Source organism: Microbispora sp. CA-135349, from assembly GCF_050947365.1.
In the GTDB taxonomy this organism is placed as follows: Bacteria; Actinomycetota; Actinomycetes; order Streptosporangiales; family Streptosporangiaceae; genus Microbispora.
Map to the genome: position 1 here is coordinate 8,559,775 of NZ_CP192001.1, position 18,942 is coordinate 8,578,716.

Here is an 18,942-nt window from a genome sequence, read left to right on the forward strand (position 1 = left end):
GTGACAGTAAGTTTATAGCGACAGCAACACGGGGAGGACGAATGTACGACGTCGTGGTGGTCGGTGGGGGACCCGTCGGCCTGATGCTGGCCTGTGAGCTACGGCTGGGCGGAGCCTCGGTCGTGGTGCTCGAAAGGCTCACCGAGATCGACCAGACGATCAAGGCGGGAGCACTGAACACGCCCAGCGTGGAGGCGCTCTATCGGCGCGGCCTTCTGCCGGCGGTGAAGGAAGCCCATGATCGGACGCTGGAACTGATGGCCGCCTTCATGCGTGGACGAGCCCCCGAAGGACGCGAGCGGGCCTCCGAAGAACGCGAGCGGGCCTCCGAAGAACGCGGACCGGCCTCCCCGGAAGGGCAGCTCCGAACCACGCCCCGAGCCACGCCCCGAACCACGCCGCGGATTCCGCCCAGGTTCGCCGGCCACTTCGCGGGGATGATGCTGAGCGCCGAGCGGCTGGACGCCGACGATCCGGACCTGTCGAGCCGGGGACCGGCCGCCGAGATCGGCCTGGTGTCGCAGCAGCAGCTCGAACACATCCTCGCCGTACGCGCGGCCGAACTGGGAGTCGAGGTGCGGCGCGGCGTGGAGGTGACCGGCTTCACCGACGACGGCGAGCGGATCACCGTCACCACGACCGGCGGCCCGGTGCACGGCCGCTGGCTGGTGGGCTGCGACGGCGGCAGGAGCACGGTACGCAGGCTGGCCGGCTTCCAGTTCCCGGGGACGGACCCGGAGATCACCGCCTATCAGGCCGTCGCCGAGATGGAGGGCACCGAACGCCTGGCCGTCGGCTGGCGGGCCACCCCTACCGGGGTCTACTCCCACGGGCCGGTGCCCGGACGCGTTTTGGTCGCACGCTTCGACGGCGCCCCGCCCAGCAGAGCCAACAGGGCCACCCCGGTGACCGCCGAAGAGCTCCAGGACGCCGTCAGGCACGTCACGGGTGCCGACGTGGTCGTGAAGGAGATCAAGACGGTCACCCGGTTCACGGACAACGCCCGGCAGGCGGCGACCTACCGGCTCGGCCGGGTGCTGCTGGCCGGCGACGCCGCCCACGTCCACTCGCCCTTCGGCGGCCAGGGGTTGAACCTGGGGCTTGGCGACGCGGTGAACCTCGGCTGGAAGCTCGCGGCGGTCGTACGAGGACAGGCGACGGAAGAGCTGCTCGACACCTACACCAGGGAGCGGCATCCGATCGGCGCCTGGGTCCTGGACTGGACGCGCGCCCAGATCGCCCTGATGCGTCCCGACGCTCACGCGCGGGCGGCCCGGGCCGTGGTCGCCGACCTGATCGAGACGGTCACCGGCACCACCTACTTCGTCAAGAAGATCTCAGGCGTATGGCACCGGTACGACATGCCCGGCGCCGGCGGGCACCCGCTGGTGGGACGCAGCGCGCCCGACTACGAGTTCGAGGACGGCTCACGGCTCGCCGATCATCTCCATGCAGGACGCGGCCTGTTCGTCCTCCCCGGCGGCACGGCGCCGGACGATCACGGCCCGGCTGTGGACGGCTACGGAGACCGGATCGTCACCGTCACGACGGCGATACGCGATCCGCACGCTCCCGGCGCGCTTCTCGTACGCCCGGACGGCTTCGTCGCCTGGGCACAGGACAATCGGGCACAGGGACCCGACGGCCTCGATACCGAAGGGCTCGAGCGGGCTCTGGAGACCTGGTTCGGGCAGCCCGCGGACGCCCCCACGGCCGCCCGCTGAACCCGCCCGTCGGACCGAGTCGATCTTTGGCGAAATCTTTACTCTGAGCGCCCGCCACAGAGCCCCCGGTTCATCGCTCTGACCTGCGGTTTCTTCACCCGCCACCCCCCTTAACCGAGCCCCCGCCAAGATGTCTCGTGTCATTTGGTATCAGCCGTGGCTGGCAGCCCCCATCATGTGCTCATGCCCGCTTTTGTCACCCTGTCCGGGCGCTCCGTGCGCCTGGAACCGCTCAGCCTCGCGGTGCTCGACGACCTCGTCGCCGCGGCGAGTGAAGACCGTTCGACGTACGCCTTCACTCGCGTTCCCGCTGGCCGGGATGAGATGGTCTCCTACGTGGAGGCCGCTCTGGCTGAGCAGGCGGAGGGCCGCACGATGCCCTTCGCCATCCGGTGGCTGCACACCGACCGCGTGGTCGGTGCCACCCGTCTGATGAACCTGGAGTACTGGCAGGGCCCGATGCCCTGGCCGCCGGGCACGAAGGGCGCGGTGGGCGAGGTCCCGTCCGTCGCGGACATCGGGTACACCTGGCTCGCCGCGTCGGCCCAGGGCACCGGTGTCAACCGGGAGAGCAAGTACCTGTTGCTCTCCCTGGCCTTCGAGACCTGGCAGGTTCACCGGATCACCCTCAAGGCAGACGTACGCAACTCCCGATCCCGGGCCGCCATCGAGGCCCTCGGAGCGCACCTCGACGGTGTGCGACGAGCGGACAGCCGAGGCGCCGACGACACGGTCCGAGATACCGCGTACTACTCGATCCTGAGTCCTGAGTGGCCCGCCGTACGCGAACGTCTCCGCGTCAGGCTGGGCCTCCTGGAAACGGCGTCGGAAGCAGCGTGATCAGCCCCTAGAGAGAAAAGCGGCCCGTCCCGGAAGGGACGGGCCGCGTCGTGCGGGGACGGTCAGGCCTCGTAGCCGTACTCGTCGTCGTAGGCGTTGTAGATGTCGCGCCAGAAGCCGCACTTGGTCGGGTGGTTGCTGTACTGGCCGATCTGGCAGACCTTCGCCTGGACCTGGGCGACGTCGTAGCGCCAGAAGTTGATCTGCTTGTAGCCGCCGGCGCCGCACTGCTTGTACGACTTGTAGCTGGAGGACCAGTCGTCCTCGTCGTCGTCCCAGGACGACACGCGGAACTGGATGAACGCGCACTTGCCGCCCTGACGGTAGGTGCGGTGGTCGTCGTCCCAGAGCTTGCCGGTGATGTGGACCCGGTTCGACTCCTCGTCGTCGTAGTTCACGTCGACGTAGCCCTTGGCCTTGGCGAGGTGGTTGGACGACCAGTAGGTGCCCCACCAGCCGTCGTAGTCCCAGTCGTCGTGGTGCGGGGCGGAGGCGGAGGCGGCGGAGGCGGTGGAAGCGGGGGCGGCGTTCGCGGCGGTCGCGAGGGCCGGCAGCCCGAGGGCGGCGACGGCGGTGGCTGCGGCGAGGCCGAGGGTGATGGAGCGTCGCATTTCGGTTCTCCTGTTCGAGGACGATCCCCGATGCGGGGTGCTGTCGGGGTTGCACCACAGTGATAGGCCCGCCCGCCTGCAACCCGCTTTCAGCGGTCACACCGTGGTTTGCAGGCCACTTTCAAGCACCTGAACGCACACTGAACCGACGCGCACGGTCCTGTTGCCGGCGCGCGTCACGATCTATCATTTGGTCGGAAATCTTGCCATTGGGAGACAGGGCACATGCCTGATCACGCCGCCGCGGACGGCCTGCGCTTCGCCGTACTCGGACCCGTCCTGGCCTGGCGTGACGGCGTCGAACTCGACCTCGGCACGCCCTTGCAACGCTCCATTCTCGCGATGCTCCTGCTGCGCGAGGGGCAGGCGGTCACGCCGGACGAGATGATCGACGGCGTGTGGGGCGGGGACGCGCCACCGCGCGCGCTCGGCGCACTGCGCACATATGTCTCCCGCCTGCGCACCGTCCTGGAGCCGGACCGCTCGCCGAGGACCCCGCCGCGGCTGCTGACCTCCGTGGGCCGGGGGTACGCGCTGCGGCTCGACTCCGCGCACTCCGGTCCCGCCCGGTTCGACCTCGCCGTCTTCGAGCGCGAGTGCGCCGCCGCCGAGTCCGACCGCCGTACGGGCCGGGCCGGGGAGGCCGCCCGGCGGCTGCGCGGGGCCCTGCGCCTGTGGTCGGGCGAGCCCCTGGCCGGCGCCGTCGGCCCGTACGCCGAGCACCAGCGCGACCGGCTGGCCGAGCGCCGGATGAGCGCGGTGGAGACGCTGATGGAGCTCGACCTGGAGCTGGGCCGGCACGCGGAGATCGTCTCCGAGCTGGTCGCGCTCGCCGCGGAGCACCCGCTGCGCGAGCGGTTGCGGGCCCAGCTCATGCTCGCCTACTACCGCTGTGGCAGGCAGGCCGAGGCGCTGTCGGTCTTCACCGAGACCCGGCAGGCGCTGGTGGAGGAGCTCGGCATCGAGCCCGGCGCCGAGCTGGCCGACCTGCACCGCAGGATTCTCGCCGCCGACCCCTCTCTCACCCCCGCACCCCCTCCCGTACGGCTCTCGCCGCAGGATGTCCACGATGACGCCGCGGCGGCCGAGGCCGGACCCGCGATCGAGATGCCGAGACCGGCACAGCTCCCGGCGGCCGTCGCCGACTTCACCGGACGCGCCGGCCTGGTGCGCCGGCTGCTCGCGCTGCTAAGCGGAGAAGGGGCGGGAGAGGGCGTGCCGATCGCGGCGATGTCGGGCATCGGCGGCGTGGGCAAGACCACCCTCGCCGTCCATGTGGCCCATCTCGCCGGAGACCTGTTCCCCGACGGCCAGCTCTACGCCGATCTGCGGGGATACGGCGCCGAGCCCACCGCGCCCGAGACGGCGCTGGTCGCGTTCCTGCGCGCCCTCGGCATCCCGATGGACGTGATCCCCGACGGCCTGGCCGAGCGTTCCGCGCTGTTCCGTTCGCTGCTCGCCGACCGCAGGATGCTGGTGCTGCTCGACAACGCCCGTGACGCCGAGCAGGTCGAGCACCTGCTGCCCGGGTCGGCCGGCTGCGCGGCGATAATCACCGGCCGGGGCAAGCTGGCCGACCTTCCCGCGGCCCGGCTCATCGACCTCGACGTGCTGGAGCCCGAGGAGGCGCTGTCGCTGTTCGCGGCGGTCGCGGGACCCGAGAGAGTGGCGGCGGAACGCGCTGCCGCCATGGACGTGGTCGCCGCCTGCGGCTTCCTGCCGCTGGCCGTGCGGATCGTCGCCGCGAGGCTCGCCTCCCGGCCGTCGTGGACGGTGGCCTCGCTCGTCCCCCGGCTCGCCGACGAGCGCCGCCGCCTGGACGAGATGAAGATCGGCAACCTGGCCGTCTCGGCCACGTTCGCCCTTGGATACGGCCAGCTCGACGCCCGGCAGGCACGGGCGTTCCGGCTGCTGTCACTGCCGGCGGGCTCGGGCATCTCGGTCTTCGCGGCGGCGGCCGTGCTCGGCCTCACCCCGGCCGAGGCCGAGGACGTGATCGAGTCACTGGTCGACGCCAGCCTGCTGGAGGCGCCCGCGCCGGGCCGCTACCGCTTCCACGACCTGCTCAAGCTGTTCGCGCGGCGGCAGGCGGAGGACGCCGAGGAGCCCGGAGCCCGCGTGCTCGCCCTGCGGCGGCTGCTGGGCTTCTACCTGGCGTCGGCGGGCGCGGCCCACCGGCTGGCGTACGAGGGCAGCGCGATCGCCGGGAACCTCACCGACCTGGGCGTGCTCGGCCATTCCTTCGCCACCGCCGACGAGGCCGTGTCCTGGTTGTCGGCCGAGGCCGAGGACATGTTCGGAGCGGTCGCCAGGACGGCGGCGGACCAGGACGCGTCCGGCGAGGACCTGCTCGCGGCGGCCGACCTGCTGCTGGCCATGGAACCGCTGCTGGAGTCGGGCACCAACCAGCGGGATTTCGAGCAGCGCGCCTCGGCCCTGCTGACGGCGACACGCCGGGCAGGCGAGCGGCCCGGAGAGCGGCCCGGAGAGCGGCCCGGAGAGCGGCCCGGAGAGCTGCGCGGAGAGCTGCGCTGCCGCTACGTCCTCGGCCGGGTGCTGTTCGGCGCGAACCGGCTGGCCGAGGCCGAGGGCCACTTCCTCGCCGCGCGGGCACTGGCCGAGGAGACCGGCGACCGCATCGTGCTGGGCGAGACGTGCAACGCGCTGGCGGTCGTCGCCGGCCGGCGGCGCCGCCACACCGAGGCGCTCGAATGGTTCGACCGGGCGACGGCGGTCCATCGAGAGGTGGGCAACCCCGCGGGCGAGGCGCTGGCGTCGTGCTACTCGGCCCGCGACCACCTCGGCCTCGGGCGGCCCGGCGAGGCCATCGCCGCGGCCGAGCGCGGGCTGGCGGTCTTCACCGAGATCGGCAGCGGGGCGGGGATGGCCCGCGCGCGATACCACCTCGGCAACGTGCTGTCGCATGTCGGGCGGCTCAACGAGGCCGTCGTCCACCACGCCGAGTGCCTGGCCTTCTTCCGGGCGAGCGACCAGCGGGTCTGGGAGCAAAGGGTCTGCTACCGGCTCGCCGCCACCTTCATCGCCGCCGGGCGGTTCGCCGAGGCCGCCCGGCACGCGGAGCAGGCGCTGACCGTGAGCCGCGAGATCACCCACCCGTACGGCGAGGCGCAGTCACTGGCCGCCCTCGGCAAGGCCCTCGCGGGCCTCGGGGAGACCGGCAGGGGCAGGGACGCCCTGGCCAAGGCCCTCGACATCTTCACCCGGCTCGGCTCGCCCGAGGCCGGCGACATCCGCGCGCTCCTGCGCGAACAGGTCGAGACGTAGGTCGGGTCGCAGGTCTTCGTCGAGCCGGCTCATCCGGACGTGGTTGATCACAGTGATCACCGATTTCTCGCTCAGCGGAGGGCGTGAACGCCCGGCCGGCCGTCCGTCGCCTCTGGGGCGCGCAGGGGCCCGGATCCTTCCGGTGCGCCCCGTGGCGACTCGCCGCCTCACGTCGACGGCTGGCCGGGCAGGTCGTGTCCCTTGGATCCTTCGCCTACTGCGGTCGCCCAGGCGGCGCCTCGCTACGGCAAAATCTGCAGGACACTCCCCAGTGCGCGGGCTCCGAACCCCCTCGAAGCCCGCGCAGAGACCACTGTCGCCCGTGCCGTTCAAACTTCGATCAACGCGGGCTTGCAACGTCCAGGAAGCCCTCGGCGATCAGGGAGCGCAGCGCCGCGGGAGCGTCGCGGATCACGGTGCCGACGTCCTCTCCGGTCAGCTCGGCGATCGCGGCGAGCAGCGGGCGCGTGGGCAGGTCGCCGTCGCACACCCCCGCCAGGGCCGCCTCCACCGTCCCCACCGTGGCCGTACGGCGCGCGCCCCGGGTCTGCCGCAGGGCGATGCGGGAGGGGTCGTCGGCGCCGGGCAGGCCGACGCGTTCCTCCACGACCCCCTCGGCGACCTTCAGCCGCGCGTCGAGCAGGGCCTCGTCGGACAGCTCATGGGCGGTGCGCGCCGCGCGCAGCACCTCCTCGACCAGCGCGCCGGCCGGAGGCTCGACCGGCTGCGTCATCTCCTCCACCCGCACGAGCGGGCTCAGCGAGCCGGAGTCGTGCAGGGCGATCCAGCCGAATCCGACGCCGGTCACGTCCATCGACTCGAACCAGCCGAGCCACTCGTCGTAGCGCTCGCGGTAGGCCGACGTGCCGTGTTCCGCGGAGTCCCGCAGCCACAGCTCGACGTACTCGGCCGGGTCCTGCACGTCGCGCTGCACGGCCCAGCCGTCGCAGCCGGTCTCCGCGAGCCAGCCGCCCACCCTGTCCTGCCAGTCCTCGCCCTTGACGTGCAGCCAGTTGGCGAGGAAGCGCGCCTGCCCGCCCTGGGCGAGGTGCCGGGGGGTGCGCCGTACGAGGTCGCGGCAGAACTCGTCGCCGCGCCGCCCGGTCTCCCGGTAGGTGTACCTGGCCTCGGGCGCGATGACGAACGGCGGGTTCGAGACCACGAGGTCGAACCGCTCGCCGTCCACCGGGTCGTACATCGAGCCCTCGCGCGCCTCGACGCCGGTCACGCCGGACAGGCCCCAGCTGAGGCGGGCCAGCCGCAGCGCCCTGCGGTTCACGTCGGTCGCGACGACGTGCTCCGCCCTGGGCGCGAGGTGCAGCACCTGCACGCCGCAGCCGGTGCCGAGGTCGAGCGCCCGACCGACCGGCGCGGCCCAGCCGAGCTGCGCGAGGTTCGCCGAGGCTCCGCCCGCGCCCACCACGTGGTCGGGCCGCAGGGAGGGGTCGCCGGGCCGCACCTTCCGGTCGGAGACGACGTACGCCGGGTCGCCCGTCCCCGTGTCCCACGGCTGGAGGTGCACGGTGGCCTGCACGGAGTCGCCCAGGCGCACCAGCAGCCCCGCTTCGATGAGGTCCTGCAGCGGGAGGTCGGCGGCGGCCATGCTGACCGGGGCGCCCAGCCACCACAGGCGGATCAGCGCGGCGAGGGGGTCGGCGTCCCTGGTGGCGCGCAGCGCGGGCACGATCTCCTCACGGGCCAGGGCGGAGGCGGCCATGTCGCCCAGCCGCTCGCGCACGCCGTCGATCGTGTATCCGGCTTCCACGAATCTGCCGCGAAGTCGCCGGACCAGGTCAGAAGGGGCGTCCACAGATCGAATCTACGGCATCTTCAGGCTGTTCCAGGCGGCCTCGCCCAGCTCGCGGATCTCCTCCTCGCTGGGCTGGTGGGCGCCGCTGAACCACAGGCGGCACATCTCCTGCGCGGGGCCGAGCCACAGCACGTAGCACATGGTCGCGGGGACCGGCCGGAGCACGCCGTCCTTCATGTGCGGCCGCCACCAGTCGGCGACCTGGCGGAAGAACTCACGCCTCGACTCGGCGACCTCAGGCCCGCCGGGCTCGTTGCGCCGGGGCGGGCGCTCGCTGATCAGCAGGCGGGCACGCTCAGGATGCTCACCGCACCACGCCATGTGCATCGCGACGATGGCCTCGATGCCGGCGCGGGCGTCCTCGTGACGGGTCAGCTCCTTGACGAACGCGTCCTGGTACATCTCAAGGATCTCGGCGTAGAGCACGCCGAAGACGTGTTCCTTGCTCGTGAAGTGGTGATAGAAGCTGCCGACGCTGACGCCGCTCTCCTGCCGCAGGCTGGCCAGCGTGGTGGCCGACACCCCGCTCTGGCTGAACCTGCGCAGGGCGCCCTCGATGATCCTGGCCCTGCCGTCCCGCCCGCTCTTCGCGTTCTTCACATAGTCAATGGTGAACCAACAGAACCTTGTTCTGCAAACGCGAGGGGTGCTTTGATCTCTACGGATGTGCCTGTTGCGGTAATTGTGGCAGAAGGCCACGCCCTCCGCACCATCGCCAGCACCCTCCGGTTGCCGGCCAGGACGTCCATGCCGACGACCACCGCGCCGCGTACGGACGCCCGCCGCAGCAGGGTGCGGACGAGCAGCGAGCCGACGCCGAGGCCCTGCCACCGGTCGTCCACCACGACCGCGATCTCCGCCTCGACTCCCGGCGCACCGTCGGCAGAGAGACTCGCGGACAGGTGGCTCGTGGACAGGCGGCTCGTGGACAGGCGGCTCGCGGACAGGTGGCTCATGGCATGGCCGATCACCACGTCGCCGTGCAGCGCGAGCAGCGCGTCGCGTCGTTCGTCGCGGGCGACCATCGCGCGCACCAGGCCCGCGCCCGGCACACCCAGCCCGACGAAGAAGCGCTGGGCGAGGGTCTCCCGCGACAGGCCCCGCAGGAAGAGCCCGACCCGCTCCTCGTCGTCCTCGGGGCGTGCCGCGCGAATCTCCAGGGCGGGCCTCACCTGAGTTCCAAGCATGGACTCAGCCTCTCGCGAGCCGCCTGAGTCTGTCAACTAGACTTAGATGCGGGACGGAGGTTGTGGTTACGATGCGCGACATGCGGCGTTATCGGGTGGACAACTGCTCCATCGAGCGAACCCTCGCCGTGCTCGGCGAGAAGTGGACGTTCCTGGTCCTGCGGGAGGCGTTCAACGGCGTCCGGCGGTTCGCCGACTTCCAGACACGAACGGGCGCGCCCCGGCAGGTGCTGAGCGCGCGGCTGACCCGGCTCGTCGACGAGGGCCTGCTCCGTAAGGCGCCCTACCAGGAGCCCGGCCAGCGTCAGCGCGACGAGTACCGGCTCACCCAGAAGGGCCTCGACCTCTACCCGATCATGATCGCGCTCATGCACTGGGGCGACCGCTACCTGGCCGACCCGGCGGGCCCGCCCGTCGCGGTGACCCACCGCGACTGCGGCGCGCCCGTCGCGCTGCACCTGGTCTGCGAGGAGGGCCACGAGGTCGGCGGCCCGCGCGAGGTCACCGCCCGGCCCGGTCCCGGCGCCCGCCTCAGCACCCCGGCCTGAGACACGGCGTGAGACACGACCTGACCGCGTTCGTTTTCCGGGCTCCGCCCGGGGGGCGGACCGGTCGTGCCCCTGCCTAGGCTGGTGACGTGTACCGGTTCCTCCTCACGCGCCGCTGGGTCGGCCTGCACCTGCTCGTGCTCGCGCTGATCCCCGCCTTCTTCTTCCTGGGGAGATGGCAGTGGGGGCGGTTCGAGGAGCGGTCGGCCGACAGCGCCAGGATCACCGCCAACCTCGCCGCCGCGCCCGTGCCGCTCGACCGGCTGGACCGGCCGGGCGTGCCCGTACCGGAGAGGGACAGGTATCGCCTCGTCACCGCCACCGGCCGGTACGACCCCGCCCACGAGCTCGTGGTGCGCAGGCGCACCCTCAACACCCGGGTCGGGTTCTACGTGGTCACCCCGCTCGTCACGCCGCAAGGCGCCGTACTGGTGAACCGCGGCTGGGTCGCGGCCGGGGCCACCGCGGACGCGCCGCCGCAGGTGCCCGCGCCGCCCGCGGGGGAGGTGACCGTCACCGGACGGCTCCGCCCGGCCGAGACGCGGGACAACACCGGCATCAGGAACAGGTCAGGACTGCCGTCCGGGCAGATCCTGCTGATCGACACGCCCGCCGTCGCCAAGGGCCTGCCGTACGCGGTCTTCGGCGGGTTCGTCGAGCTGACCGAGCAGACGCCCAAGACGGCCGAGGCCCCGCAGCTTCTCCCGCCGCCCGATGTGGGCGCCGGAGGCGGGCTCAACCTGGCGTACGCCGTGCAGTGGTGGCTGTTCATCGGCATCGCGGTGGGCGGCTGGGTGCTGCTGCTGCGCCGGGAGGCCCGCGACCTCCGGACGGAACAGACGTCACACGGCGTGACCGTACGCGCCGCAAGGTGAGCGAACGGATACCAACCGGAGACCTCGCAGCTTGTACGGCGTTATCCCTTGGCCCTACCGTTTACTACCGTGACGACGCCGCTGCTTCCCGACCCAGAGCCGAGGCGGCGGGACTTCGTGATCATTTCGGTCGATGATCACCTGATCGAGCCGGCCGACCTCTTCGAGGACCGCCTCCCCGAGAAGTACAAGGACCTCGCGCCCAAGGTCGTGGAGACCGACTCCGGCCACCAGGTGTGGCGGTACGGCGGCGCCACCTATCCCTGTGCGGGGCTCGACGTGGGCGCGGGCCTGCCCAAGGAGCAGTGGACGCTCGATCCCGTCCGTTTCGAGGACATGCGGCCGGGCTGCTACGACATCGAGGCCCGGATCGGCGACATGGACCGGGCCGGGATCTGGGCGGCCCTGTGCTTCCCCGGCATGCTCGCGAACCAGGCGGGAGTGGCGTTCGGCCGCACCCGCGACCAGGACCTCGGGCTCGCGCTCGTACGCGCCTGGAACGACTGGCACGTCGACGTGTGGGCCGGCACCTATCCCGAGCGCATGATCGCGCTGCAGCTTCCCTGGCTCCCCGATCCGGAGGTCGCGGCGAAGGAGATCAGGGCCAACGCGTCACGCGGCTTCAAGGCGGTCGTGTTCCCCGAGTTCCCCACCCGGCTGCGGCTGCCTTCCATCCACAGCCGCCACTGGGACCCGTTCTTCGCCGCCTGCGAGGAGACCGGCACGGTCGTGTGCCTGCACACCGGCGCGTCCTCCTGGGCGCCGGTGCCCTCGCCCGACACCCCGGTCGAGGCGATCACCACACTGATCCCGGCCAGCGCGATGTTCGCCTGCGCCGACTGGCTGTGGTCGGGGGTCGCGCTGCGCTTCCCCAAGCTGCGCATCCTCATCGTGGAGGGCGGCGTCGGGTGGCTGCCGATGCTGGCCGAGCGGGCCGACTACGCGCTCGATCATCCGGTCGCCGGCGAGCCGAGCTGGGAGGGCGGCCTGAAGCCCAGCGAGGTGCTGCGGCGCAACTTCTTCTTCGGAACGCTCGACGACAGCGCGTTGAGCTCGGTGCGGCTCGCCGTCGGCATGGAGCGCGTGCTGCTGGAGACCGGTTATCCGCGCGCGGAGTCCACCTGGCCCGACACCCAGCGCGCGGTGGCCCGCAACCTCGGCAGCCTGCCCCCCGCCGACATCGCGAGGGTCTCCTACGGCAACGCCGCCCGCCTGTTCGGCCACCCGCTGCCCTCGCGGGCCTGGCTGCGGCAGGAGCAGCTCTAACGCCTCTCGGTCCTCTCCCACTCGACGAACTGGCCGCTCTCCCCGAGCAGCGCGGTCGCCAGCCACAGGAACACACCGAAGTCGTCGACCACCCCGATGCCGAGGAGGAAGTCGGGGACCACGTCGATGGGCGACACGATGTACGCCACAGCCATGCCGAGCATGGCGAGCTTGCCCTTGGTCATGCCGGGGTAGTCGCCCTTCACGGCGGCGCGGAGCATCCGGGGCACCGCCCGCAGCCGGGCCCCGAACTTCGGCGAGCCCGGCTTGGAGACCTCGCGGTAGGCGCGCCAGGTGGCCGCCGCACGTCCTGCCTTCACCATGAGGACACCTCCAGGGGAACTCCTCTGCCCGCTTTGCCCTCTGGATAACGTACGGCGGCGCGCACCTGGTTCCGTCAGGCGCCGGGGGCGAGCGCGCGTACGGTGTCGGCGAGCGGCAGGTCGCCGCCCGGCAACGGGGCCAGCACGGGCGTGTCCAGCCCTGCGGCCACGTATTCCCGCACCCGGGCCCGGCAGGTCGCCGGGTCGCCGTGCACGACGAGATCGTCCACCACCTCGTCGGGAATGGCCTTCAGCGCGGCCTTCCTGTCTCCGGCCGCCCACGCCTCCCGCATGGGCCGCAGCAGTTCCCCCCGGCCCAGCCACTCGTGGAACGCCGCGTACACCGGCACGGTCAGGTAGGCGGCCAGCAGCCGACGGCCGATTTCGCGGGCCCTGGCGGCGTCCTCGGTCACCGCGACGAACAGCCGCGCGGTCAGCTCCGTGTCCGGCCCCAGCTCGGCCCGGACCTTCCGTACGTCCCCTGGCGACAGCCAGTTGGTGATCGCGCCGTCGGCCTCGCGGGCGGCCAGCCGGAGCATGCCCGGCCGCAGCGCGGCGAGCACGATCCTCGGCGGCGTCGCGGGGGCCTTCTCCAGCCGGAAGCCCTTCACGGCGAAGGTCTCGTAGCTTTCCGTGACCTTCTCCCCGGCCAGCGCCGCCCGCAGGAAGCGCAGGGTGTCGCGGACCCGCGCGTACGGCTTGTCGAACTCGCCGGCGTTCCAGTTGCCGACGATGACCGGGGACGACGCGCCGATGCCCAGCACGAACCTGCCCGGAGCGACGTCCGCCAGCGTCGCCGCCGACATGGCGAGCAGGGCGGGCCCGCGCGTGTAGACGGGGACGATCGCGGTGCCCAGGCGCAGGGACGGCGCCCACTCGGCCGCCAGCGCCAGCGGGACGAACCCGTCGGTGCCGCCCACCTCGGCCGACCACGCGTCGGTGTAGCCCAGCGAGGGCAGCTCGGCGACGAGCTCCTTCGACTCGACCGGCGTCTGCCCGAAGAACGGAATCGTCATGCCCCAGCGGTCCACGGCCACCCCTCTCAAGGTCTCGACCCGACCATACCAACCGGACGGTATGGAGTCGCGGTCACGCCCGTAGTTCGTGGACCACCTCGATGACCTCCCTCGCCACGCCCCTGATGCCAGGCAGGTGCGAGAGGCCCACCAGCCGGTCGACGAGCGGGACGACCCGGTCGATCAGCCGATAGGTGCGCGCGCAGCCGGGCGAGCTGTCGTGCACCCAGAACAACACGACCCCCATCCACAGCAGCCACAGCAGCTCGGGAAGCTCCTCACGCAGTTCGTCGTCCATCCGCCCGGCCGACCCCTCCACCACCTCCCGGTAAAGTGCGATGGCCGACTCACGGGCGGGCGCGGACTCGGCGCTGAACGGACTCAGGGGGTTGCTGGGCTCGGCCGCGTGCTTGAAGAACTTCACCGCGAACTCGTGGTACGGCTCCGAGATGCGCACCCACTCCCGCAGCACCGCCCCGAGCCGTCCGGCGAACGACCGCTCGGTGGCGAACACCTCACGGCAGGCCGCTTCGTGCGTCTCCTGCGCCCGGTCGTAGTACGCCTGGATCAGCTGCTCTTTCGACCTGAAGTAGTAGTAGGCGTTCCCCACCGACACGCCGGCCTCGGCGGCGATGGCACGCATCGTGGTCGCTTCGTACCCCCGATCTCTGAACAACCGGAGGGCCGTCTCGACGATCAGCTCCCGTGTACTCTCGGCCACGCTCGTCACTGTACGGCTCAGGCCCACTCCCGGTCATGAACCGACAAGATGATCCACGCGTCGCGGCAAACCGCCTCGTGGCAGCGGGCCCATCGGGCGCCACCTGTGGCATTGAAGACCTCAGCCCCCGTCGTCGACCGAGGATACGAGGCTCTTGTACGTCCGCTCGTCCTGGCGGGGGCTGGCCGGCATCGGCGCCGCCGTCCTGATCTCCCTGCCGCAGCAGAATCACCCCGCACACAACCGCGGGGAGCCCGTCCCACCACCCTCGCCGCCGCCCGTGACGGCCGACGGCGTGAGCGGGACGGCGTCCCTCCCACCACTGCTGGCCGGCACGTTCGTCGCCACGGTGAAGACCTGGGACACCTCGGCGGCGGACACCCGCGTCCGTCAGGACGAGGCGGCGGGCCTGCTGCAGGAGGCCGGGGTGCGCTGGACGTCGAGCGGGGACTGCGCCGACCGCCGCCACCCGTACTGCACGTCCCTGGAGGCGATCAGGTACGGCACGCTGATGCGCACCGTCGACCTGCGACGGGACAGCGGCTGCCCGGTGACTGTCACCGGCGGCACCGAGGCCGGCCACGCCGGCGGCCGCTACAGCCACGGCAACGGCTACAAGGTGGACCTCGCCCACAACCGGTGCCTCGACGCGTACGTCACCCGCACCTACCGCTACTGGCGCACGCGCGGGGACGGAGTCGCGTTGTATCGCCCGCCGGCGCCGGACCCGCGAACCGGGTCCGACGCGCCGGATGACGACGTGTGGGCGGACGAGTCCACCCACTGGGACGTGCTCTACAGGTGACTCAGAACTCCGTGGCGACCAGCGCGGCGATCTCGGCGGTGTTGAGCGCCGCGCCCTTGCGCAGGTTGTCGCCGCACAGGAACAGGTCGAGCGTGTTCGGGAAGTCGAGCGCCTGGCGGATCCGGCCGACGTAGGTCGGGTCGGTGCCCACGACGTCCGCCGGCGTGGGGAACACGCCGTTCGCGGGGTCGTCGAGCACCACGACGGTCGGCGCGGCGTCCAGGATCGACCGGGCGCCCTCGACCGTGACCTCCCGCTCGAACGTCGCGTGGACGGCCAGCGAGTGGGTGGTCACCACCGGGACGCGGACGCAGGTCGCCGAGACCTTCAGGTCGGGGATGCCGAGGATCTTGCGCGACTCGTTGCGGACCTTGAGCTCCTCGGAGGTCCAGCCGCCGTCCTTGAGCGAGCCCGCGAGCGGCACCACATTGAGCACCAGCGGGGCCGGGAACGGCGAGTCGGCCAGGTCGGGCACGGCCTTGCGCACGTCGCCCGCCACGGTGCCCATCGTCCGGTCGCCCGCGACGGCCTGGATCTCGTCGTACAACCGCTCGGGGCCGGCCACCCCGGCGCCCGACACCGCCTGATAGGAGGCCACGACCAGCTCGCGCAGGCCGTACTCGCGGTGCAGCGCGCCCATGGCGGCCATCATCGACAGCGTGGTGCAGTTGGGGTTCGAGATGATCCCCTTGGGCCGGTTGCGGGCCTGCTCGGGGTTGCACTCGGGCACCACGAGCGGCACGTCCGGGTCCATCCGGAAGGCGCCGGAGTTGTCCACGGCCACCGCGCCGCGCGAGGCGGCGATCGGCGCCCACTCGGCGGAGACCTCGTCCGGCACGTCGAACATCGCGATGTCGACGCCGTCGAACGCCTCCGGCGACAACGCCTGGACGACGACGTCCTCGCCGCGCACGCTGAGCACCTTGCCGGCCGAGCGCGGCGAGGCGATCAGCCGGATCTCGCCGTACGCGTCGGACAGATCGCGCCGGCTGGTCAGGATGTCGAGCATGACGGTGCCGACGGCACCGGTCGCGCCGACGACGGCGAGGGTGGGCTTGCGGCTCATCGTCCGGTACCTCCGTACACAACGGCCTCGACCTGGTCGGCGTCGAGGTCGAACGCGCGGTGGGCGGCGGCGACCGCGGTGTCCACCTCGTTCTGTCCCACGACGACGGAGATGCGGATCTCCGAGGTCGAGATCATCTCGATGTTCACCCCGGCGTCGGCCAGCGCGCCGAAGAACTTGGCGGTGACGCCCGGGTGCGAGCGCATGCCCGCACCGATCAGCGAGACCTTGCCGATCTGGTCGTCGTACAGCAGCGACTCGAAGGCGACCTGGTTCTGGATCTTCTTCAGCGCCGTGAGGGCCGTCTGGCTGTCGCTGGCCGGGAGCGTGAACGAGATGTCGGTGCGACCGGTCGCCGCGGCCGACACGTTCTGCACGATCATGTCGATGTTGATCTCGGCGTCCGCCAGCGTGCGGAAGATGGCGGCGGCCTCGCCGACCTTGTCGGGCACCCCGACCACAGTGATCTTGGCCTCGCTCCGGTCGTGCGCGACCCCGGAGATGATGGGCTGCTCCACTTCGGTTCCTTCGCTGTAGGGGTCGGAGACGACCCAGGTGCCTTCCCTCGTGCTGAACGAGCTTCTGACGTGAATCGGCAGGTCGAACCTGCGGGCGTACTCCACGCAGCGCAGGTGCAGGATCTTCGCCCCGCACGCCGCCATCTCCATGGCCTCGTCGTAGGAGATCCGCGGGATCTGCCGCGCCGTACGGACGATGCGGGGGTCGGCGGTGTAGATGCCGTCCACGTCGGTGTAGATCTCACAGACGTCCGCGCCGAGCGCCGCCGCGAGAGCGACGGCCGTGGTGTCCGAACCACCCCGGCCCAGCGTCGTGATGTCCTTGCTGTCCTGGGAGACGCCCTGGAACCCGGCCACGATCGCGATCTGACCGGCGTCGACGGCCTCCTGGATGCGGCTGGGCGTCACGTCGATGATGCGCGCCTTGCCGTGCGTCGAGTCGGTGATGACGCCGGCCTGCGAGCCGGTGAAGCTGCGCGCCTCGTGACCGAGGTTGGCGATCGCCATCGCGAGCAGCGCCATCGAGATCCGCTCACCCGAGGTCAGCAGCATGTCGAGCTCGCGGCCGGGCGGCAGCGGCGACACCTGCTGGGCCAGGTCGAGCAGCTCGTCGGTGGTGTCGCCCATCGCGGAGACCACCACCACGACGTCGTTGCCCGCTTTTTTCGTCGCGACGATCCGTTGGGCGACCCGCTTGATGCAGGACGCGTCGGCTACGGAGGAACCACCGTACTTTTGCACAACGAGCGCCACTGGAATCTCCAACGAATCAGGACGTGGAGCTCACAGTGTACTTGGACGTCCCAAACCGAGACCGGACGCGACCAGCATGTGGACGGCCGGCGCCGGATCAGACCGTCGTGCCCTCTTCCACGACGTCCAGCCGAGTGTGGGCGACCAGTGCCTGAAGGGCCCGCAGCGCCGCGCCGGCGTGGTTGCCCCAGGTGTTGAAGTAGGAGTACTGCCACCACCACAGCGCCTCGAGCGGGCGGCCCGCCTGGTAGTGCCGCAGCCCGTGGATGAGGTCGGCCGCCACCGCCGTGAGGTCGTCCGACAGCCGGTAGGGCGTGACCACGGTGTCCTTGTAGGGGTCGAACACCTCGGCGTAGTCGTCCACCGGGCCGAGCCGGGCGGCGAGAGCCGTACGGAGGGGGTCGATGTCGGGGTCCTCGCTCAGCGCGGGCTCCACGTTCCCCTGCAGGATCACGTCCTGCGCGGCCCCGAGCTGGGTGCCCGCGAGGCTGACCTGGGCCACCTCCACCAGGAGCAGCGGCAGAGTCGCGTCGCCGCCCTCACCGCCGGCCAGGCGGGTGAGGCCGTCGATGAAATTCTGCGCGTGTCCGGCGACGCGTGCGGCCAGGTCGTTCCACTCGTCAGACATCCAGCAGCCTCCGTCCTTCGAAAGCGCGGCCCAAAGTGACCTCGTCCGCGTACTCGAGATCACCGCCCACAGGCAGACCGCTGGCCAGTCGGGTCACTTTCAATCCCAGGGGCTTGACGAGCCTGGCCAGATAGGTGGCCGTCGCCTCGCCCTCGAGGTTCGGGTCGGTCGCGAGGATCAGCTCGGTCACCTGGCCGTCGGCCAGCCGGGTCATCAGCTCGCGAATCTTCAGGTCGTCCGGGCCGACGCCGTCGATGGGGCTGATCGCCCCGCCGAGCACGTGGTAGCGGCCGCGGAACTCACGGGTCCGCTCGATCGCCACCACGTCCTTCGACTCCTCGACCACGCAGATCACGTGCGGATCGCGCCGCTGGTCCCGGCAGATCCGGCACTGGTCCTCTTCGGCCACGTTTCCGCACACGCGGCAGAAGCGCACCTTCTCCTTCACCTCGAGCAGCGCGTGCGCCAGCCGCTTGACGTCGGCCGGGTCGGCCGCGAGGAGGTGGAACGCGATCCGCTGCGCGCTCTTGGGACCGACGCCGGGCAAGAGCCCGAGCTCGTCGATCAGGTTCTGGACGACCCCTTCGTACATGCTCTAGAACCCCGGCAGCTGACCGCCGAGGCCGCCCCCCAGTCCCTGCGCGAGCGGGCCCAGCTTCTCCTGCTGCAGCTCCCCCGCGGCGCGTACGGCGTCCCGCACGGCGGCGAGCACGAGGTCCGCGATCGTCTGCGCGGTCTCCTCCGGGTCGCTCGCGTCGATGGCCAGCGGGCTGATCTCGAGCTCGAGAAGCTCGCCGCTGCCGTTGACGGTGGCGACGACCAGGCCGCCTCCCGCACTGCCCTCCACCTCGGCGTCGCTGAGCTCCTGCTGCGCGGTGACGAGCTGCTGCTGCATCAGCTGAGCCTGCTCCAGCAACTGCTGGAGGTTGACATCCCCTGGATTCACGATGGTTGCGCTCCTCAGCG

At 71.4% G+C, this 18,942-nt stretch carries 19 protein-coding genes; 7 read left to right on the top strand and 12 right to left on the bottom strand.

Annotation, left to right across the window (positions count from 1 at the left end; translation table 11 throughout):
• Positions 1-41: 41 nt before the first annotated feature.
• Both ACQPZZ_RS39410 and ACQPZZ_RS39415 read left to right on the top strand, forming a co-directional pair.
• Positions 42-1,724 (top strand): FAD-dependent oxidoreductase, encoded by a 1,683-nt coding sequence (locus tag ACQPZZ_RS39410; protein WP_432927591.1) that lies wholly within the window; start codon positions 42-44, stop codon positions 1,722-1,724.
• A gap of 183 nt (positions 1,725-1,907) precedes the next feature.
• Entirely contained in the window at positions 1,908-2,564 is a 657-nt protein-coding gene (locus ACQPZZ_RS39415; protein ID WP_363636121.1) for a GNAT family N-acetyltransferase, read from the top strand.
• A gap of 62 nt (positions 2,565-2,626) precedes the next feature.
• Here ACQPZZ_RS39415 and ACQPZZ_RS39420 read toward each other — a convergent pair whose 3' ends face one another.
• Positions 2,627-3,175, bottom strand: coding sequence for a hypothetical protein (locus ACQPZZ_RS39420; RefSeq protein ID WP_432927594.1), 549 nt, complete (start codon positions 3,173-3,175; stop codon positions 2,627-2,629).
• Positions 3,176-3,400: 225 nt separating this feature from the next.
• Here ACQPZZ_RS39420 and ACQPZZ_RS39425 point away from each other — a divergent pair, with 225 nt between their 5' ends.
• The gene (locus tag ACQPZZ_RS39425) at positions 3,401-6,460 is read left to right on the top strand and encodes an AfsR/SARP family transcriptional regulator (protein ID WP_432927596.1); all 3,060 of its coding nucleotides are present in this window, start codon (positions 3,401-3,403) and stop codon (positions 6,458-6,460) included.
• A 340-nt stretch (positions 6,461-6,800) separates the two neighbouring features.
• Here the strand turns inward: ACQPZZ_RS39425 and ACQPZZ_RS39430 are convergent, their stop codons facing one another.
• From ACQPZZ_RS39430 to ACQPZZ_RS39440, 3 genes are read right to left on the bottom strand one after another with little or no spacing between them, the layout of a single operon-like run.
• On the bottom strand, positions 6,801-8,279 hold the full coding sequence (locus ACQPZZ_RS39430) for a DUF7059 domain-containing protein (protein WP_432934686.1): 1,479 nt from the start codon (positions 8,277-8,279) through the stop codon (positions 6,801-6,803).
• Positions 8,280-8,870: a TetR/AcrR family transcriptional regulator gene (locus ACQPZZ_RS39435; protein ID WP_432927598.1), complete on the bottom strand. Its 591-nt coding sequence runs from the start codon at positions 8,868-8,870 to the stop codon at positions 8,280-8,282.
• Positions 8,867-9,457 (bottom strand): N-acetyltransferase family protein, encoded by a 591-nt coding sequence (locus tag ACQPZZ_RS39440; RefSeq protein WP_432927600.1) that lies wholly within the window; start codon positions 9,455-9,457, stop codon positions 8,867-8,869. Before ACQPZZ_RS39440 ends, ACQPZZ_RS39435 begins: the two co-directional genes overlap by 4 nt.
• 80 nt (positions 9,458-9,537) lie before the next feature.
• Between ACQPZZ_RS39440 and ACQPZZ_RS39445 the strand changes: the two genes are divergently transcribed.
• From ACQPZZ_RS39445 to ACQPZZ_RS39455, 3 genes are all read left to right on the top strand, one after another.
• The gene (locus ACQPZZ_RS39445; RefSeq protein ID WP_363636109.1) at positions 9,538-10,005 is read left to right on the top strand and encodes a winged helix-turn-helix transcriptional regulator; all 468 of its coding nucleotides are present in this window, start codon (positions 9,538-9,540) and stop codon (positions 10,003-10,005) included.
• An 89-nt stretch (positions 10,006-10,094) separates the two neighbouring features.
• Complete coding sequence (locus ACQPZZ_RS39450) at positions 10,095-10,880, top strand: SURF1 family cytochrome oxidase biogenesis protein (protein WP_432927602.1); 786 nt, start codon at positions 10,095-10,097, stop codon at positions 10,878-10,880.
• Positions 10,881-10,949: 69 nt separating this feature from the next.
• The gene (locus ACQPZZ_RS39455) at positions 10,950-12,146 is read left to right on the top strand and encodes an amidohydrolase family protein (protein ID WP_363636105.1); all 1,197 of its coding nucleotides are present in this window, start codon (positions 10,950-10,952) and stop codon (positions 12,144-12,146) included.
• Here the strand turns inward: ACQPZZ_RS39455 and ACQPZZ_RS39460 are convergent.
• The 3 genes from ACQPZZ_RS39460 to ACQPZZ_RS39470 all read right to left on the bottom strand — a co-directional run bounded on the left by ACQPZZ_RS39460 (position 12,143) and on the right by ACQPZZ_RS39470 (position 14,206).
• The gene (locus ACQPZZ_RS39460) at positions 12,143-12,469 is read right to left on the bottom strand and encodes a YkvA family protein (RefSeq protein WP_363636103.1); all 327 of its coding nucleotides are present in this window, start codon (positions 12,467-12,469) and stop codon (positions 12,143-12,145) included. The two genes, ACQPZZ_RS39455 and ACQPZZ_RS39460, sit on opposite strands and share 4 nt — an antisense overlap.
• A gap of 74 nt (positions 12,470-12,543) precedes the next feature.
• Positions 12,544-13,485, bottom strand: a complete 942-nt coding sequence (locus tag ACQPZZ_RS39465) for an LLM class F420-dependent oxidoreductase (RefSeq protein ID WP_432927605.1) — start codon at positions 13,483-13,485, stop codon at positions 12,544-12,546.
• A gap of 73 nt (positions 13,486-13,558) precedes the next feature.
• Positions 13,559-14,206, bottom strand: coding sequence for a TetR/AcrR family transcriptional regulator (locus ACQPZZ_RS39470; protein WP_363636099.1), 648 nt, complete (start codon positions 14,204-14,206; stop codon positions 13,559-13,561).
• Positions 14,207-14,360: 154 nt separating this feature from the next.
• Here ACQPZZ_RS39470 and ACQPZZ_RS39475 point away from each other — a divergent pair, with 154 nt between their 5' ends.
• The gene (locus ACQPZZ_RS39475; protein ID WP_432927608.1) at positions 14,361-15,011 is read left to right on the top strand and encodes a hypothetical protein; all 651 of its coding nucleotides are present in this window, start codon (positions 14,361-14,363) and stop codon (positions 15,009-15,011) included.
• A 1-nt stretch (position 15,012) separates the two neighbouring features.
• Here the strand turns inward: ACQPZZ_RS39475 and ACQPZZ_RS39480 are convergent, their stop codons facing one another.
• The 5 genes from ACQPZZ_RS39480 to ACQPZZ_RS39500 form a co-directional block, all read right to left on the bottom strand.
• Positions 15,013-16,077, bottom strand: a complete 1,065-nt coding sequence (locus ACQPZZ_RS39480) for an aspartate-semialdehyde dehydrogenase (RefSeq protein WP_432927610.1) — start codon at positions 16,075-16,077, stop codon at positions 15,013-15,015.
• Positions 16,074-17,348, bottom strand: coding sequence for an aspartate kinase (locus tag ACQPZZ_RS39485; protein ID WP_363636093.1), 1,275 nt, complete (start codon positions 17,346-17,348; stop codon positions 16,074-16,076). The genes ACQPZZ_RS39480 and ACQPZZ_RS39485 overlap by 4 nt, the downstream gene beginning before the upstream one ends.
• A 97-nt stretch (positions 17,349-17,445) precedes the next feature.
• Positions 17,446-17,976, bottom strand: a complete 531-nt coding sequence (locus ACQPZZ_RS39490) for a DUF5063 domain-containing protein (RefSeq protein ID WP_079320095.1) — start codon at positions 17,974-17,976, stop codon at positions 17,446-17,448.
• A complete protein-coding gene (gene recR, locus ACQPZZ_RS39495) occupies positions 17,969-18,568 on the bottom strand; it encodes a recombination mediator RecR (protein WP_076439806.1) in 600 nt (199 codons plus the stop codon). The genes ACQPZZ_RS39490 and recR overlap by 8 nt, the downstream gene beginning before the upstream one ends.
• 3 nt (positions 18,569-18,571) lie before the next feature.
• Positions 18,572-18,922, bottom strand: coding sequence for a YbaB/EbfC family nucleoid-associated protein (locus ACQPZZ_RS39500; RefSeq protein ID WP_079320096.1), 351 nt, complete (start codon positions 18,920-18,922; stop codon positions 18,572-18,574).
• Positions 18,923-18,942 lie beyond the last annotated feature (20 nt).

What these genes read in the sequence shown, in the direction of transcription:
- ACQPZZ_RS39410 (WP_432927591.1), top strand. Translation starts at nt 42, where the DNA reads ATGTACGACGTCGTGGTGGTCGGTGGGGGACCCGTCGGCCTGATGCTG.
- ACQPZZ_RS39415 (WP_363636121.1), top strand. Translation starts at nt 1,908, where the DNA reads ATGCCCGCTTTTGTCACCCTGTCCGGGCGCTCCGTGCGCCTGGAACCG.
- ACQPZZ_RS39420 (WP_432927594.1), bottom strand. Translation starts at nt 3,175, where the DNA reads ATGCGACGCTCCATCACCCTCGGCCTCGCCGCAGCCACCGCCGTCGCC.
- ACQPZZ_RS39425 (WP_432927596.1), top strand. Translation starts at nt 3,401, where the DNA reads ATGCCTGATCACGCCGCCGCGGACGGCCTGCGCTTCGCCGTACTCGGA.
- ACQPZZ_RS39440 (WP_432927600.1), bottom strand. Translation starts at nt 9,457, where the DNA reads ATGCTTGGAACTCAGGTGAGGCCCGCCCTGGAGATTCGCGCGGCACGC.
- ACQPZZ_RS39445 (WP_363636109.1), top strand. Translation starts at nt 9,538, where the DNA reads ATGCGGCGTTATCGGGTGGACAACTGCTCCATCGAGCGAACCCTCGCC.
- ACQPZZ_RS39460 (WP_363636103.1), bottom strand. Translation starts at nt 12,469, where the DNA reads ATGGTGAAGGCAGGACGTGCGGCGGCCACCTGGCGCGCCTACCGCGAG.
- ACQPZZ_RS39465 (WP_432927605.1), bottom strand. Translation starts at nt 13,485, where the DNA reads ATGACGATTCCGTTCTTCGGGCAGACGCCGGTCGAGTCGAAGGAGCTC.
- ACQPZZ_RS39480 (WP_432927610.1), bottom strand. Translation starts at nt 16,077, where the DNA reads ATGAGCCGCAAGCCCACCCTCGCCGTCGTCGGCGCGACCGGTGCCGTC.
- ACQPZZ_RS39490 (WP_079320095.1), bottom strand. Translation starts at nt 17,976, where the DNA reads ATGTCTGACGAGTGGAACGACCTGGCCGCACGCGTCGCCGGACACGCG.
- recR (WP_076439806.1), bottom strand. Translation starts at nt 18,568, where the DNA reads ATGTACGAAGGGGTCGTCCAGAACCTGATCGACGAGCTCGGGCTCTTG.